This is a genomic window from Streptomyces sp. JH34 (genome assembly GCF_029428875.1).
Lineage (GTDB): Bacteria > Actinomycetota > Actinomycetes > Streptomycetales > Streptomycetaceae > Streptomyces.
Genome location: NZ_JAJSOO010000001.1, coordinates 2,268,562 through 2,283,525, shown reverse-complemented (window position 1 = coordinate 2,283,525; position 14,964 = coordinate 2,268,562). Strand labels below are relative to the sequence as shown.

The following is a 14,964-nucleotide window of genomic DNA, read 5'->3' as shown; positions in this document are numbered from 1 at the left end:
GGCGGCCGCCCGAAGGGCGCGTTTCGGGCTTGCCCCTCTTTGCGACCGTTCGTTATTGGCCGGTTGTGTTCCCAATCTCCTGGTGCGGCCTGGACTGCGCCCTTACCGTGGAAGCAGGAGGTCGCCGTCTGTGTACGCAGCGTCGCCATCCTGCCCTGCCCGTAAGGCCCCGGCCACCCGTCGGGGTCGCGAGAGGAGAACCCATGTCGCTCGACGTCTCACCGGCGCTGTTGGAACAGGCCGAGCGAGGCGAGGTCGACGAAGCCGACTTCGTCGACTGCGTCCGGACCTCCCTGCCCTACGCATGGGAGATGATCAGCTCTCTGGTGGCCCAGCTGAAGGTCGACGGCGGAGAATTCGCCGACAACCAGACGCCCCCGCCGGACGAGCAGGCACGTGGTCAGCTGCTGCGTGCGCTCGCGAGTGATGCGATACGCGGCGCGCTGCAGCGGCACTTCGGAGTGCGCCTCGCATTCCAGAACTGCCACCGCGTCGCGGTGTTCCCGCTGGACGCCTCGGTCGACGAGCGCCTTGCCCGATTCACCTCGGTCAGGGGTCAGTTGCTCAACCAGTCGCCCGAACTACGGGACTGCTGAACGCTTCTGCTGCCGCTTCGGGCCGCGGGAGGTGCAACTGGCTCCGGGGCGGCAGCTCCCGCACCACCGCACCACCAGGACCATCAGCGTGAACGGGTCATTCCAGCAACGGCAGCACTTCCGTGCCCAGCCGCTGCACATTCGTCTCCGTCGCCGCGAGATCGCCCGAGCCCTCCACCATGAGGGCGAAGCGGGTGATGCCCGTGCGCTCCGCCGTGGCCGCCAGCCGGTCCGCCGCGAAACGGGGCGGACCCACCGGATGCAGGCCGCACAGGAACTCCGTGTAGGCGACGGGGTCGCGCATCACCCGGTGGCGGCCGTCGACCGTCACATGGGCGTCGAGCCCCTGCCGCAGCCAGCCCGGCATCGCCTTCACGAGCGTCTCCACGGCATCGGCGGGGCGGTCGGCGATCTGCGCCACCCCTGCGGACACATGTGCTACCCGCTCCGCGACCTCCGCCGGCTGACCGGCCTCCCGGGCGGCCGATCGCCACAGGGCGACCATGTCGGCCTTCTCCTCGTCACCGCAGTGCATCCCGAGGAGCATGGGCAAACCCTTTTCAGCGGCGATTTTCACGCTTTTCGGCGACGTACAGGCGACGACCACCTCGGGGCCCGCCGGACCGTCCCCGAGGAGCTCGTCGGCCCGGGGCACCACGGCGACCTCGCGGAAGCCGTAACGCTCCCCGGTGCCCGCCACCCGGGGTTTGTCCAGCCACTCCAACAGCAGCTCCAGCGCCTCGGGGAAGCCCTTCTCGTACGCGTCGAGCCCGCCGCCGAACACCTCCAGGTCGACCCACGGACCGCCGCGCCCGACCCCGAGGGAGAAGCGCCCGCCGCTGGTCAGGTGCAGCAGCGCGGCCTGCTCACCCAGCATGACCGGGTGCTGGTTCGGCAGCACGCTCACCGCCGTGCCCACCCGGATCCTGCGGGTGCGGCCGAGCAGCAGTGCGGCGAGGGTCGTGGCGGACGGGCACACTCCGTACGGCACGAAGTGGTGTTCCGCCAGCCACACGGAATCGAGTCCCGACTCCTCCGCGACCTCCGCGGACCTGACGGCCCGGTGCAGAGCCTCGCCCTGTCCCTGGCCCGGGAACTGGGCCGCCAGTACGAATGTTCCTACGCGCATCGCCTATCGCCTCCTTACGGCCGACGCGGTCCCCCTACCGGCAACAACGTCTGACACGTGCCAAAGGCACGGTCCACGGCGAAGTTGTTGCGATTTTCCGGTAACCCACCCGCCCCGCCGCTGCTCACAGGCATCGGGCGCCTCAGGCCGGCGGCCGATGCCTCTAGGCTGGACGGGACGTTCCGTCCGTTCCGGCCCCGTGAGGTGTCCCGTGTCCCCGCGCCGCAACCGCCCACGAGGCGGCGATGGTCCCACCGGCAACCCAGCGGGCGAAGGCGGCCGGTACGGCGGGGGCGGTGCCACCGAGAGCTGGCAGGGCGAGGAGTGGTCGGTGCGCCCGGTGAGCGGCGCGAGCACGGTGGGCAAGCGCTACCGCTGCCCCGGCTGCGACCAGGAGATCCCGTCCGGGGTCCCGCACCTCGTCGCCTGGCCGGAGTACGGCGGGATCGACGACCGCAGGCACTGGCACAAAGCCTGCTGGAACGCGAAGGACCGCCGCACCACACGGGTGCAGCGGTCCAGGAACGCTCCGCGGTACTGAGTCAGACGTCCCGCCGGTCCAGCGCCGCGAAGGCGCCGGCCATGGCCACCGCGGTCACGCCGAGGACGACCCACAGCGGCTCCCAGCCAGACGGCCCCGACGAGGTGACCGACGCGTCGTACATCGCGCCGAGCTGGTTGGGGATGGACCACTCGAAGAGCGCCTGCTGCACGGACGCCAGCGACGGCGAGAGCATGAAGATCGCCATGACGAGCGGGAGCAGCACCACCGCGATCATGATCGTGATGGCTCCCGCCGAGTGCCGCACGATCGCGCCGACCGCGAGCGAGAGCAGCCCGAGGGTGGCGACGTAGAGGCCGATCCCCACCGTGGAGCGCACCCAGACGCCCGTGCCGGGCGTGGCTCCGTCGAGCATGGCGGTCTGGAGGACGCCGACGATCCCGGTCGTCACCGTCGTGATCGCGAACGCGAGCAGGAAGAAGACGACCGACTTCGCGATCAGGATCCGTGCCCGGCTCGGGCAGGCGGTCAGCGTCGTACGGATCATGCCGGTGCTGTACTCCGACGCGATGGTCAGCACGCCGAGTGTGATCACGCAGATCGAGCTGAGCAGCACGCCGAAGAAGCCGAGCGTGAGCACGGGCGCCTTTTCCCGGGGGGCGTCCGACAGGCTCACGACGAACGCGACGAGCAGACCGATGCCGAGCAGCAGCACGACCATCACGCCGAGCGTCCACATCGTGGAGCGCACGGAGCGGATCTTCGTCCACTCGGAGGCGATGGCGTCGCCGAGGCCCGGGGTGCGCACGGGGATGGGAGAGGCGTAGAGGCCGGCGGGGTCACCCCAGCCCTGCCGCGGCTGCTGAGGAGCCGCCTGGTGCACCTGCGGGGGCATCTGCTCCTGCGGCGGCGGAGGCATCGTCATCGGGGGTCCTCGTCGGTCTTGCGCCCGGTCCGCTCCGCGGTGGGCGCGGGGGCGGGTGCCGGTGCGGCGGCGTACGGGTTCTGTCCCGGGGGCGGCGGGGCGTACCAGCCCTGCTGCGGTACATCCGGCGGAGGCAGCTGCGCGTGACCCGGCTGCCCCTGGCCCTCATGACCGGGGTAGCCGTAGCCGGGCGGCGGGGGCTGGAGCCCTTCCTTGGCGTCCGCCGTCGAGCGGTAGTCCACGGCGCCCTGCGTCATCCGCATGTACGCCTCCTCGAGCGAGGCCCGGTGCGGGGAGAGTTCCCAGAGCCGGACGTCCGACCCGTGCGCCAGGTCGCTGATCCGGGGCAGCGGGAGTCCGGTGACGCGCAGGGCGCCGTCCGGTTCCGGCATGACCTGGCCGCCCGCCTCGGTGAGCGAGGACGTCAGCTTCTCCCGGTGCTCCGGCCGGTCGGCCGGGACGCGAACCCGGGCGAAGTCCGCCGAGTTCGCCGAGATGAAGTCGGTGACGCTCATGTCGGCGAGGAGCTGCCCGCGGCCGATCACGATCAGATGGTCGGCGGTGAGGGCCATCTCGCTCATCAGATGGCTGGAGACGAAGACCGTACGGCCCTCCGAGGCCAGCTGCTTCATCAGGTTCCGGACCCAGAGGATGCCCTCGGGGTCGAGCCCGTTGACCGGTTCGTCGAAGAGCAGCACCTGCGGGTCGCCGAGCAGCGCCGCCGCGATCCCGAGCCGCTGTCCCATTCCCAGGGAGAAGCCCTTGGACCGCCTCTTCGCGACGTCCTGCAGTCCGACCACCCCGAGGACCTCGTCCACCCGGGCCGCCGGGATGCCCGCCAGCTGGGCCAGGCTCAGCAGGTGGTTACGGGCGCTGCGCCCGCCGTGCACGGCCTTCGCGTCGAGCAGCGCACCCACCTGGCGCGGTGCGTTCGGCAGACTGCGGAAGGCGTGACCACCGATCGTCACGTGTCCGGACGTCGGCCGGTCCAGGCCCAGCATCATGCGCATGGTGGTGGACTTGCCCGACCCGTTGGGACCGAGGAACCCCGTCACGGCACCTGGCCGCACCTGGAAGGAAAGGTTGTGCACGGCCGTCTTCGCGCCGTAGCGCTTGGTCAGGCCGACTGCCTCGATCATTCTCCAGCCCCATCGACTCATCCGTCGTCGGGGCCCAGGCCTCAGGCCCTGTGCCCCCGTCAAGAGTTAGGAGGATAACCAGCCGCAGGCGGTTCCGGCCAAGTGGTCGCGCGGAGCGTCGGAGCCCGGCCCGTGCTCAGGCGTCCCGCTTCTTCAGCACGAGGTAGCCGCCGACGAGCGCGGCCACCACCCACAGCGCCATGATCCCGAGCCCGGCCCACGGACCGTACGGCGCCGGGTCGCTGTTCATGGCGTCGGGGACCACCTGCATGATCTTGGATCCGGCCCGGTCGGGGAAGTACCGGGCGACGCTCTTCGCGCCCGGGACCGCCGAGAGGATCTGCGAGACGAGGAAGAAGAACGGCATCAGGATGCCCAGCGACAGCATGGAGCTGCGCAGCATCGTGGCCACGCCCATCGAGAAGACCGCGATCAGACCCATGTAGATGCCGCCGCCGACCACCGCGCGCAGTACGTTCTCCGCACCGATGTCCGTGCCGCGGTCGCCGAGCAGCGCCTGGCTGAGGAAGAACGTCACGAAGCTGGTGGCGAGGCCGACCACCAGCGCCAGGACGCCCGCGACCGCGACCTTGCTGAAGAGGAACGACCCGCGCTGCGGCACGGCCGCCAGCGAGGTGCGGATCATGCCCGAGCTGTACTCGGTGCCCACCACGAGGACACCGAAGACGACCATCGCCAGCTGCCCGAGGACCATCCCGGAGAAGCTCACGAACGTCGGGTCGAAGGTGGCCTGCTCGGCGGCGGAGAGATCGTCGAACTGGCTGTTCAGCAGAGCGCTCAGCGCCGCGCCCATGGCGACGGTGACGAGGAACGCGCAGATCAGCGTCCAGGTGGTCGACGAGACCGTACGGATCTTGGTCCACTCGGAATTCAGGACCGCGGGTACCGATGCCATCGCCGTCACACCCCCGTCGTACGTTCGCCGGCCGTGCCGCCGGTCTGCCGCTCGTTCCACTGCTCGCCCCAGTGCGGGCCCACCGGCGGTGGAGGGGCACCGTCGCGATCGGAATGGGCGTGGTACTCGACGGAGCCCGCCGTCATCTGCATGAACGCCTCCTCCAGGGAGGCCCGCTGGGCGCTGAGCTCGTGCAGCACGATCCCGTGCCGGCCGGCGAGCTCCCCGAGCCGCTCGGGTGCCTCGTCGTCGATCTCCAGCGTCCCGTTGCCCGATTCGACCGCGACGACGCCCTCCGCGTGCAGGAGATCGCGCAGACGCTCCTGTTCCGGGGAGCGCATCCGCACGAAGCTGCGGGAGTTCTCGTGGATGAAGTCCGCCATGGAGGTGTCCGCGAGCAGTCTGCCCTGTCCGATGACGATCAGATGATCGGCGGTCAGTGCCATCTCACTCATCAGGTGCGAGGAGACGAAGATCGTCCGGCCTTCCGCCGCGAGGGTCTTCATCAGATTCCTGATCCAGTGGATCCCCTCCGGGTCCAGTCCGTTGACGGGTTCGTCGAACATCAGGATCTCGGGGTCCCCGAGCAGCGCGGCCGCGATTCCCAGCCGCTGGCCCATACCGAGCGAGAAGCCCTTCGACTTCTTCTTCGCCACCGCGGTCAGGCCGACCGTGTCCAGCACGTGGGAGACGCGGCTCGCCGGGATGCCGTTGCTCTGGGCGAGACACAGGAGGTTGTTGTACGCGCTGCGCCCGCCGTGCATCGACTTGGCGTCCAGCAGGGCCCCGATGTGCTTGAGCGGCTCCTGGAGGTCGCGGTAGTGGCGGCCGTCGATCCGCACCGTGCCGCTGGTCGGGTTGTCGAGGCCGAGCATCATCCGCATGGTCGTGGACTTGCCCGCGCCGTTGGGGCCGAGAAATCCCGTCACCATCCCCGGTCTGACCCGGCATGACAGACGGTCGACGGCAACCTTGTTGCCGAAGCGTTTGGTGAGGCCGTCGAGCTCGATCATGCGTTCACGCTAGAACGGCCGCGCGCCCGGCGCCACCACAAAGGGCGGAACCGGGCGCGCAAGGGGTACAGCTGATGTACGTGCCCTCGGGCCGTTCGTGCTCAGCGGGTCTGCTGGGCGGGGACCCCACGGGTGGCGGACTCGTCCTCGGCCGGGGAACCGGCGGCGGCGACCGCGGCACCCGTCAGCGTGGCCAGCATCTCGCGGACGTTGGTCAGCTGGGCGTTGATCGAGTCGCGGCGGTTGGTGAGCGCCGCCAGCTCGCGCTCCGACTCGCTGCGGATCCGGTCGGCCTTGGCGTTCGCGTCGGCCACGATGTCCTCGGCCTGGCGCTGAGCGGTCTCCACCGTCTGGCGGGCCCGGCGCTCGGCGTCCGTGCGGAGCTTCTCGGCCTCCAGGCGGAGCTGCTCGGCGCGGTGCTCGATCTCGGCGAGGCGCTTCTCGGCCTTCGCCTGACGGGACGCGAGGTCGCGCTCCGACTGCTCACGGCGCTTGGCGAGGTTCGTCTCGAAGTCCGCGGCGGCCTGGGCGGCCTTGGCGCGGGTCTCCTCGAAGAGGGCGTCCGCCTCCTCGCGCTTCTGCTGGGCGTCCTTCTGGGCGTCGGAGCGCAGCGTGGTCGCCTCGCCCTGGGCCTTCTCGACGATACGGACGCCCTCGTCCTCGGCCTTCGCCTTGCGCTCCGCGGCGAAGGTCTCCGCGTCGTTGCGCACCTGCTGGGCGGCCGACTCGGCCAGCTCGCGGTGCTGCTCGGCCGCGCGGCGGGCCTCCTCACGCAGGTCCTTCGCCTCCTCCTCGGCGAGGCGGAGGATCTTCTCGACGCGGGCACCGAGACCGGCGTACGACGGCTCCGCGTCGTTGACCTGGGCCTGGGCGTTCTGCGTCTCGAGATGGAGCTCCTCGATGCGCTTTTCCAGAGAGGTGATGCGTGCGAGCGCGCTGTCACGGTCGGCGACGAGTTTGGTAATGCGGTCGTCCACCTGACCGCGGTCGTATCCACGTCGCACGAGCTCGAAGCCGAAGGGGGAGGAAGGGTCGCTCATGGGGTTCCTGTCGAATGAGACCGGTGAGGTGTTAGAGGGAATCCTAGGGGCCGGAGCGGCGTGTCAACGTGAAGATGCCGCTTTGATATGGAGAATGACACCCCTTTTGAGTGGCTGGCCCCCGGAGGGCTTGTGATCCGAAGGGTCGCATGTTCATGGCGAAATGCATGAGCCGCTACCCGCCCGACGCCTTGCCACCCGACCGGGTACCCGCCGTCGCACCGGCCTTGACACCTGCGGCACCACCGCCCGCGGCCTTGCCCGTTCCGCCCGGAGCCTCGAAAGACTCCAACGCCTCCAGGACGTCCTGGACACGGGAGATCTCCGTATTGATGTCCTCGCGTCTGCGGACCAGCAACTCCAGCTCCCGACGGCCCTCATCGACCATCTGCGTCGCCTCGGCCTCCGCGTCGGCGCGCAGCTTCTCGGCCACCCGGGTCAGCTCGGCCTTCTTGGTCTCGGCCTCCTTGAGGAGCGACTCGGCGCGCTTGACCGCGGCGATACGGACCTTGCTCGCCTCCGAATTGGCGTCCGACAGCAGTTCCTTGGCCTTGGCCTCGGCCTCGGCCCGCTGCTCCGTCGCCGCCTTCATCAGCTTGTCGACGCGCTCGCCGGCCGTCTTCATCTGCTCGGAGGTCTCGCGCCGGGCGCGCTCGTGCAGTTCCTCGATCTCGCTCTCGATCCGGGTCCTGAGCTCCTCCGCACGCTCCCGGGTCGCGGTGGAGTCCCGGCGGGCGCCGACGAGGAGCTCGTCCGCGTCCGTACGGGCCCGCTCCACCAGGGAGTTGCCCTTGACCGTGGCCTCGGACGTGATCCGGACGGCCTCGTTGCGGGCGGCTCCGACCATCCGGTCGGCCTGTTCCTCGGCCTCGGTGGCGGCGCGCAGTGCCTCCTCCTGGGCCTTCTCGACGAGCTGGTCGGCCTGTTCGGCGGCGTCCGCACGACGCTTCGCCGCGGCCTCCCGCGCCTCGTCCAGCAGCCGGTCGGCCTCCTGGCGGGCCTCCGCGCGAAGTTGCTCCGCCGCCGACTCGGCGTCGGCGCGCAGCCGCTCGGACTCCTCGCGGGTACGGGCCGCGTGCTCCTGGGCCGAAGCGACGGTCTGCGCCGCCTCCGCGCGCAGCCTCTCCGCCTCGTCGGTCGCCTCACCGACGAAGCGTTCCGACTGCTCGGCGGCCTCGGTGCGGACCCGCTCGCTCTCGCTCGTGGCCTCCGCCATGAGCCGGTCGGCCTGGGCGGCCGCCTCGGAACGGATGCGGTTGGCGTCCTCACGGCCGTCGGCACGGGCGCGCGAGGCGTCCTGCTCCGCCGCCGCGAGGGCGTCGGAGGCCTCCGTACGGACCCGCTGGCTGTACTCGGACGTGTCCGAACGCAGCTTCTCCGACTCGGTGATGGCCTCGGAGACGGTCCGCTCGGCCAGTGTCTTCGCGGCCTCCGACTCCTCGTGCGCGACCTGGCGGATGCGGTTGGCGTCCTCGCTCGCCCGCTCGCGCTCGGCGTAGGCGTCGGACCTGACCCGGTCCGCCTCCTCCTGGGCCTCGCTCTTCGTCCGTTCCGCCACGTGCTCGGCGGCGGACCGCAGACCGGTGATCTCCTCCTCGGCCTGCTCCTGCAGTCCGGCGACCGAGTCCCGCACCTGCTGGGCGGTCTGCTCGGCGGCGGAGACCAGCTCGGCGGCCCGGCTCTCCGCCTCCTGGACCAGACGCTGGGCCTCGGCCTGTGCCTCCTCGACCCGCTTCCGGGCCGACGCGAGGAGCTCCTCGCTCTGTTCGCGGGCGCGCTCGCGCTCCTGCTCCGCCTCGGCGCGCGCGGAGTCGAGTGCCTCCTCGGCGGCGCGGCGCCGACGGTTGGCCTCCTCCTGCGCGGCGGCCAGGGCCTCGGCGGCCTCCGTGCCGACGCGCTCGGCGGCGGCCGCGGCCTCGGAGCGAACCCGGTCGGCCTTCTCCTGCGCCTCGGTCTTCAGCCGCTCCGCCTCGGCGGCGGCCTCGCCGCGCAGCCGTACGGCCACGGACTCGCCTTCGGCGCGGGACCGCGCCGCGTCCGCGGCGGCCTCGGTCCGCACGCGTTCGGCCTCCGTGGCGGCCTGCTCCTGGAGCGTCCGCACGCGTTCGGCGGCCTCGGCGCGCAGCCGCTCGGACTCCTCGCCCGTCTCGCGGCGGATCCGTTCCGCCTCCGTGCGCGCCTCGCCCAGGGCCTCCTCGGCGGCGGCGACCCGGGACTCGGCCTCGGTGTGCAGCCGGGCCAGCTCCTCGGCCGCCTCGGCCTTGCGTGCCTCGACCCCGCGCTCGGTCTCCTCGCGCAGTTCCCCGGCCGCCTTCTCCGCCGCGGCGGTCAGGGCGGCGGCCTGCTCCTCCGCCTCGGCGCGCAGCTTCTCGGCCTCGGCGCGGCTGCGTTCCAGCGCTTCCTCGGCCTGCTTGCGCAGGGTGGCGGCACGCTCGGCCGCCTCGGTCCTGACGCGCTCGCTCTCGGTGCCGGCCGAGGTGCGCAGCTCCTCGGCGTCGGACTTGGCCTTGGTGAGCAGCTCCTCGGCGGTGCGGGCACCCTCCTCGAGCTGCTGCACGGCCTCGCGGCGGGCCTCGCCGCGGATCCGCTCGCCCTCGGCCACGGCCTCGGAGCGGAGCTGCTCGGCCTCGCCGCGGAGGCGGCGCGCCTCCTCCTGCAGCTCGACGGTCTTGGCCCGGTACTCCTTGGTGTCGTCCTTGGCGGCGCCCTTGAGCTGGTCGGCCTGCTCGGCGGCCTCGCCGCGCAGCCGGTCCGCCTCGGCCTCGGCCTCACGGCGGATCCGGTCGGCCTCCTCGCCGGCCGCCTTGGTGGTCGACCTGGCGTCCTCGGAGGCCTTGGTCAGGACCTCCTCGGCGCTGCGGGCCGCCTTCGCGAGCTGGGCGGCGGCGTCCTCCGCGGCGAGGGTGCGGGCCTTCTCGGCGGCCTCGGCGACCACGCGCTCGGCCTCCGCGCGGGCGTCGACCAGGGCCTGCTCGGCCTCCTCCTTGAGCGTCTCGGCCTGCTTGGTGGCCTCGCCGACCAGCCGGGCGATCTCGGACTTGGCCGTACGGGTGCGCTGCTCGTTCTGCGACTCGGCGCCGGCCAGCCGCTTGACCGCGGCCTCCTTCGCCTCGGCGAGGACCTTCTCGGCCTCCAGCCTGGCCTCGCGCAGCCGGGTCTCGGCCTCCTGCGTGCGCTGCTCCGCGGTGCGGTTCAGCTCAGCGGTCTGCTGACGTGTCTGCTGGGTCTCGGCGGTGGCCGTCGAGCGGAGCTGCTCGGCGTGGCTGGTGGCCTCCTGCGCCTGGGAGGAGGCGGCCTCCAGCAGTCGCTCGGCGTCCCTGCGGGCCCGCAGCAGCGTGGCCTCGGCCTCGCCACGCGCCGCCTCGGCCTCGGAGTTGAGGCGCCGGCGGGTCTCGTCCGCCAGCCGGGCCGCCTCGGCGCGGGCGGCCGCCAGCGACTGCTCGGCCTCCGTGCGCGACTCGTCCAGCAGCCGGCGGGCCTGGGACTCGGTCCTGGCCCGCAACTGCTCGGCCCAGGCGACGTTCTCGTTGACGTGGGACTCGACGGTCTGCCGGCGCTCGGCCAGCTCCTGGTCGAGCCGCTGCCGCCGCTGGACCGCCTCGGCGTGCAACTCGGCCTGCAGACGGGCCTGGTGCTCCGCGTGCTCCTGCAGGATCCGCTGCGTCTGCGCCCTGGCCTCGCGGAGCTCGCGCTCGGCGTCGGTGCGCAGCTGGTCGGCCTGGATCTGCGCGTTGCGGAGCATCTGTTCGGCCTGGTAGCCGATGTCCGCGCCGTCGTGCGCGGGACGGGTCGCCAGACTGCGCCGTGCCTCGTGCAGCTTGGCGCGCAAGACCTCGACCTGGTAGCCGAGGTCCTCGGCGTGCTGGACGGCCTTCTCCCGGTCGGTCTTCAGCCGGTCCATCTCGGCTTCGAACCGCGAGAGATGGTCGTCGTCAGCTCGGTGGCTCTGCTGGCTCTCGTAGCCCCGCACTGCGCGGTCCCATCCTTCCCCGAGCTCTCAACTTCTTCCCCGCTCCAACTTCGTTCGAGCGGGGAATGCTTCACTGAGCAGGGAAGACCCCAACCCTGGTCGCAATTCTCCATACGAGAACCGCTCGCCGGCGAGCGGTCCCCCCGGGGAATGGTGACAGATCAACGGCGAGGACGCGGCACGGCCCCGACCCGGCTCCGGCCCGGAACCGCCCACTCTACCGGGCCGGGTATCGGTCGGGTCAGTGCTCTTCGGCCGAGGTGACCAGTTCGGTCAGCACACCGTGGCAGTCCTTGGGGTGGAGGAAGGTGATCCGGGAGCCCATCGATCCGGTCCTGGGCTCGTCGTACAGCACCCGGACGCCCTTGTCGCGGATGCCGGCGGCGTCCCCGTCGACGTCCGCCGTCCCGAAGGCGATGTGGTGCACGCCCTCGCCGTTCTTGGCCAGCCACTTGCCGACGGCCGAGTCCTCCCGGGTCGGTTCGAGCAGCTGGAGGTAGGAAGACCCGCCGTCAGAGGTGTCGTTGATCTTCAGCATGGCCTCCCGGACGCCCTGCTCCTCGTTGATCTCGGTGTGGTGCACTTCGAAGCCGTAGGTCGCGCGGTAGAACTCCACCGTCCTGTCGAGGTCGAAGCAGGCGATTCCGATGTGGTCGATTCGCGTCAGCATGGAACCAGTGCAGCGCCCCGGGGATGGTTACGCAACGTGCGCGCGATCACACCGACAGCCGGATGACGGGCGCCGTACCGCTCAGTACATTCAGGTAAACCCTCGTTCACAACCAATCCAAGGGGCTGTGCCTCATGTCTGGAACGACCGGAACCACCTCAGTGATCGTCGCGGGCGCGCGTACGCCCATGGGCCGGCTCCTCGGCTCGCTGAAGAGCTTCTCCGGGGCCGACCTCGGAGGCTTCGCCATCAAGGCGGCGCTGGACCGCGCCGGGATCGGCGGCGACCAGGTCGACTACGTGATCATGGGCCAGGTGCTCACTGCCGGGGCCGGGCAGATCCCGGCGCGCCAGGCCGCCGTCAAGGCCGGGATCCCGCTGAACGTCCCCGCGCTCACCGTCAACAAGGTGTGCCTCTCGGGTCTCGACGCGATCGCCCTCGCGGACCAGCTGATCCGGGCCGGCGAGTTCGACGTCGTGGTGGCCGGCGGCCAGGAGTCCATGACCAACGCCCCGCACCTGCTGCCGAAGTCCCGCGAGGGATACAAGTACGGCGCGATCCAGATGCTCGACTCGATGGCCCACGACGGTCTGACCGACGCCTACGAGAACATCCCGATGGGCGAGTCCACCGAGAGGCACAACACCCGGCTGGGCCTGACCCGCGCCGACCAGGACGAGATCGGCGCCCTATCCCACCAGCGCGCCGCCGCCGCCCAGAAGAACGGCGTCTTCGAGGCCGAGATCACCCCGGTCGAGATCCCGCAGCGCAAGGGGGACCCGGTCCTCGTCTCGAAGGACGAGGGCATCCGCCCCGAGACGACCACCGAGTCGCTCGGCAAGCTGCGCCCCGCCTTCTCCAAGGACGGCACCATCACCGCCGGCACCGCGTCGCAGATCTCCGACGGGGCCGCCGCGGTCGTCGTCATGAGCAAGGCGAAGGCGGAGGAGCTGGGCCTGGAGTGGATCGCCGAGATCGGTGCCCACGGCAATGTGGCGGGCCCGGACACCTCGCTCCAGTCGCAGCCGTCCAACGCCATCCGGCACGCGCTGAAGAAGGAGGGCATCGGCGTCGAGGACCTCGACCTCATCGAGATCAACGAGGCCTTCGGGGCCGTCGCGGTCCAGTCGATGAAGGACCTCGGCGTCACCTCCGACAAGGTGAACGTGAACGGCGGCGCGATCGCGCTCGGCCACCCCATCGGCATGTCCGGCGCCCGTGTGGTGCTGCACCTCGCGCTGGAGCTGAAGCGGCGCGGCGGCGGCACCGGGGCGGCGGCGCTGTGCGGCGGCGGCGGTCAGGGCGACGCGTTGATCATCCGCGTACCGGGCAAGTAGTCACCGTACGAGCGAGCGAGGAGGCCGCGTGAAGGTGGACGTCCCCACCCTGGTCGAGCAGGCACGTGAGGGCAGGCCGCGTGCGGTGGCCCGGCTCATCTCCCTGGTGGAGGGTGCCTCGCCGCAGCTGCGGGAGGTGATGGCGGCGCTGGCACCGCTCGCGGGCCACGCCTACGTCGTCGGCCTGACCGGATCGCCGGGTGTCGGCAAGTCCACCTCGACCTCGGCGCTCGTCTCCGCCTACCGGAAGGCGGGGAAACGCGTCGGGGTCCTGGCGGTCGACCCGTCGTCGCCGTTCTCCGGGGGCGCGCTCCTCGGCGACCGGGTCCGGATGTCGGAGCACGCCTCCGACCCGGGCGTCTACATCCGCTCCATGGCCACCCGGGGCCATCTGGGGGGCCTCGCGTGGTCGGCGCCGCAGGCGATCCGGGTGCTGGACGCGGCGGGCTGCGACGTGATCCTCGTGGAGACGGTGGGAGTCGGCCAGTCGGAGGTGGAGATCGCCTCCCAGGCCGACACTTCCGTGGTGCTCCTCGCGCCCGGAATGGGCGACGGGATCCAGGCGGCCAAGGCCGGGATCCTGGAGATCGGCGACGTGTACGTGGTCAACAAGGCCGACCGGGACGGGGCGGACGCCACCGCCCGCGAGCTCAACCACATGCTGGGCCTGGGGGAGTCCCGGGGGCCCGGCGACTGGCGGCCGCCGATCGTGAAGACGGTCGCCGCCCGGGGCGAGGGCGTCGACGAGGTCGTCGAGGCGCTCGAGAAGCACCGGGCGTGGATGGAGGAGCACGGCGTCCTGGACGGGCGGCGCACCGCGCGTGCGGCCCGCGAGGTCGAGACGATCGCCGTCACCGCGCTGCGCGAGAGGATCGCCGATCTGCACGGCGACCGCCGGCTGGACGCGCTCGCGGAACGGATCGTGGCCGGCGGCCTCGACCCGTACGCGGCGGCGGACGAACTGGTAGCGGGACTCACCGGCAGGCACTGACGGGCTCCCGGGCGGCGTGCGGGCCGTCCGGGAGACCTGACCGGCCGGCGCCGGACGGGACGTGCCCGACGGGACGGATCAGTCGTCGTCGCCGTCGTTGTCGTCGTCCCGGTCCGCGGTGACCTTGCCGCTCCCCGCGTCGACGTGCAGTTCGTACTGCTTTCCGTCGTTGCCCGTCACGTCGACGTCCCAGTGCGGCGCCCGCTCACCGCGGTCGTCGTCGCCGTCGTCGTCCAGGTCCACGGACGTCACCGTGCCGGGCCGCGCGCCGAGCGCCGCCTTCACCGCCGCGTCCAGGGAGACCGCCGCGGAGCGGGGCGCGCGCCCGTCGCGGTCGTCGCCGTCGTCCTTCCGGTCGGACAGCACCTTGCCGCTCGACGCGTCCACCGTGACGTCGTGCCAGGCATTGTCCGAGCCGTACACGTCGAGCTCCCAGACGGCACGGGCGTGGTCGTCGTCGTCATCGTCCCGCTCGGCCTCGGTGACCGTGCCCGGTACGGCCTTCAGCGCGGCGCCCACGGCCTCGTCGACGCCGACGCGCCCGGTCGTCGCCGCGTTCCCGGCGGGTACGGAGCCCCCGTCCGCCCGGTCGGCCGACGCCGTCCGGTCGTCCCGGACGCCGCTGTCGGAGTCGGCGAAGGCGGCGGTCGTGACGAGCCCGCCGCCGACGAGTACGGCCGCGGTGAGGGTGGCGATGGCGATGTTGCGCTTCATGACGGGTCCTCCCCGATGGGAT

The 14,964-nt window shown here is 71.7% G+C and carries 13 protein-coding genes; 4 read left to right on the top strand and 9 right to left on the bottom strand.

Annotation, left to right across the window (positions count from 1 at the left end; genetic code table 11):
• Window positions 1-203 precede the first annotated feature (203 nt).
• Window positions 204-596, top strand: coding sequence for an SCO5389 family protein (locus LWJ43_RS09805; RefSeq protein WP_030971516.1), 393 nt, complete (start codon window positions 204-206; stop codon window positions 594-596).
• A gap of 97 nt (window positions 597-693) precedes the next feature.
• Here LWJ43_RS09805 and LWJ43_RS09800 read toward each other — a convergent pair whose 3' ends face one another.
• Complete coding sequence (locus tag LWJ43_RS09800; RefSeq protein ID WP_277331905.1) at window positions 694-1,725, bottom strand: LLM class flavin-dependent oxidoreductase; 1,032 nt, start codon at window positions 1,723-1,725, stop codon at window positions 694-696.
• 211 nt (window positions 1,726-1,936) lie between these two features.
• Between LWJ43_RS09800 and LWJ43_RS09795 the strand changes: the two genes are divergently transcribed.
• Entirely contained in the window at window positions 1,937-2,266 is a 330-nt protein-coding gene (locus LWJ43_RS09795) for an ATP/GTP-binding protein (protein WP_277331904.1), read from the top strand.
• A gap of 1 nt (window position 2,267) precedes the next feature.
• On the opposite strand, the gene LWJ43_RS09790 is transcribed toward LWJ43_RS09795, so the two are convergent.
• The 7 genes from LWJ43_RS09790 to mce form a co-directional block, all read right to left on the bottom strand.
• Window positions 2,268-3,152 (bottom strand): ABC-2 transporter permease, encoded by an 885-nt coding sequence (locus LWJ43_RS09790; protein WP_277331903.1) that lies wholly within the window; start codon window positions 3,150-3,152, stop codon window positions 2,268-2,270.
• A complete protein-coding gene (locus LWJ43_RS09785; RefSeq protein WP_277331902.1) occupies window positions 3,149-4,291 on the bottom strand; it encodes an ABC transporter ATP-binding protein in 1,143 nt (380 codons plus the stop codon). The genes LWJ43_RS09790 and LWJ43_RS09785 overlap by 4 nt, the downstream gene beginning before the upstream one ends.
• 136 nt (window positions 4,292-4,427) lie before the next feature.
• Entirely contained in the window at window positions 4,428-5,207 is a 780-nt protein-coding gene (locus LWJ43_RS09780) for an ABC transporter permease subunit (RefSeq protein WP_277331901.1), read from the bottom strand.
• A 5-nt stretch (window positions 5,208-5,212) separates the two neighbouring features.
• Window positions 5,213-6,220 (bottom strand): ATP-binding cassette domain-containing protein, encoded by a 1,008-nt coding sequence (locus LWJ43_RS09775; RefSeq protein ID WP_277331900.1) that lies wholly within the window; start codon window positions 6,218-6,220, stop codon window positions 5,213-5,215.
• A 101-nt stretch (window positions 6,221-6,321) separates the two neighbouring features.
• Window positions 6,322-7,260, bottom strand: a complete 939-nt coding sequence (locus LWJ43_RS09770; RefSeq protein WP_277331899.1) for a coiled-coil domain-containing protein — start codon at window positions 7,258-7,260, stop codon at window positions 6,322-6,324.
• A gap of 175 nt (window positions 7,261-7,435) precedes the next feature.
• A complete protein-coding gene (scy, locus tag LWJ43_RS09765; protein ID WP_277331898.1) occupies window positions 7,436-11,230 on the bottom strand; it encodes a polarized growth protein Scy in 3,795 nt (1,264 codons plus the stop codon).
• A gap of 241 nt (window positions 11,231-11,471) precedes the next feature.
• Window positions 11,472-11,900 carry a methylmalonyl-CoA epimerase gene (gene mce / locus LWJ43_RS09760; protein ID WP_277331897.1) on the bottom strand — a complete coding sequence of 143 codons (429 nt, stop codon included), beginning with the start codon at window positions 11,898-11,900 and terminating at the stop codon, window positions 11,472-11,474.
• A 134-nt stretch (window positions 11,901-12,034) separates the two neighbouring features.
• Here mce and LWJ43_RS09755 point away from each other — a divergent pair, with 134 nt between their 5' ends.
• Both LWJ43_RS09755 and meaB read left to right on the top strand, forming a co-directional pair.
• On the top strand, window positions 12,035-13,237 hold the full coding sequence (locus LWJ43_RS09755) for an acetyl-CoA C-acetyltransferase (protein ID WP_277331896.1): 1,203 nt from the start codon (window positions 12,035-12,037) through the stop codon (window positions 13,235-13,237).
• 28 nt (window positions 13,238-13,265) lie between these two features.
• Entirely contained in the window at window positions 13,266-14,228 is a 963-nt protein-coding gene (meaB, locus tag LWJ43_RS09750; RefSeq protein WP_277331895.1) for a methylmalonyl Co-A mutase-associated GTPase MeaB, read from the top strand.
• Between the two features lie 78 nt (window positions 14,229-14,306).
• On the opposite strand, the gene LWJ43_RS09745 is transcribed toward meaB, so the two are convergent.
• The gene (locus LWJ43_RS09745; protein ID WP_277331894.1) at window positions 14,307-14,942 is read right to left on the bottom strand and encodes a PepSY domain-containing protein; all 636 of its coding nucleotides are present in this window, start codon (window positions 14,940-14,942) and stop codon (window positions 14,307-14,309) included.
• Window positions 14,943-14,964: the final 22 nt, after the last annotated feature.

Coding starts and splice junctions, on each gene's coding strand:
- LWJ43_RS09805 (WP_030971516.1), top strand. CDS start 204: ATGTCGCTCGACGTCTCACCGGCGCTGTTGGAACAGGCCGAGCGAGGC.
- LWJ43_RS09800 (WP_277331905.1), bottom strand. CDS start 1,725: ATGCGCGTAGGAACATTCGTACTGGCGGCCCAGTTCCCGGGCCAGGGA.
- LWJ43_RS09790 (WP_277331903.1), bottom strand. CDS start 3,152: ATGACGATGCCTCCGCCGCCGCAGGAGCAGATGCCCCCGCAGGTGCAC.
- LWJ43_RS09785 (WP_277331902.1), bottom strand. CDS start 4,291: ATGATCGAGGCAGTCGGCCTGACCAAGCGCTACGGCGCGAAGACGGCC.
- LWJ43_RS09780 (WP_277331901.1), bottom strand. CDS start 5,207: ATGGCATCGGTACCCGCGGTCCTGAATTCCGAGTGGACCAAGATCCGT.
- LWJ43_RS09775 (WP_277331900.1), bottom strand. CDS start 6,220: ATGATCGAGCTCGACGGCCTCACCAAACGCTTCGGCAACAAGGTTGCC.
- LWJ43_RS09770 (WP_277331899.1), bottom strand. CDS start 7,260: ATGAGCGACCCTTCCTCCCCCTTCGGCTTCGAGCTCGTGCGACGTGGA.
- mce (WP_277331897.1), bottom strand. CDS start 11,900: ATGCTGACGCGAATCGACCACATCGGAATCGCCTGCTTCGACCTCGAC.
- LWJ43_RS09755 (WP_277331896.1), top strand. CDS start 12,035: ATGTCTGGAACGACCGGAACCACCTCAGTGATCGTCGCGGGCGCGCGT.
- LWJ43_RS09745 (WP_277331894.1), bottom strand. CDS start 14,942: ATGAAGCGCAACATCGCCATCGCCACCCTCACCGCGGCCGTACTCGTC.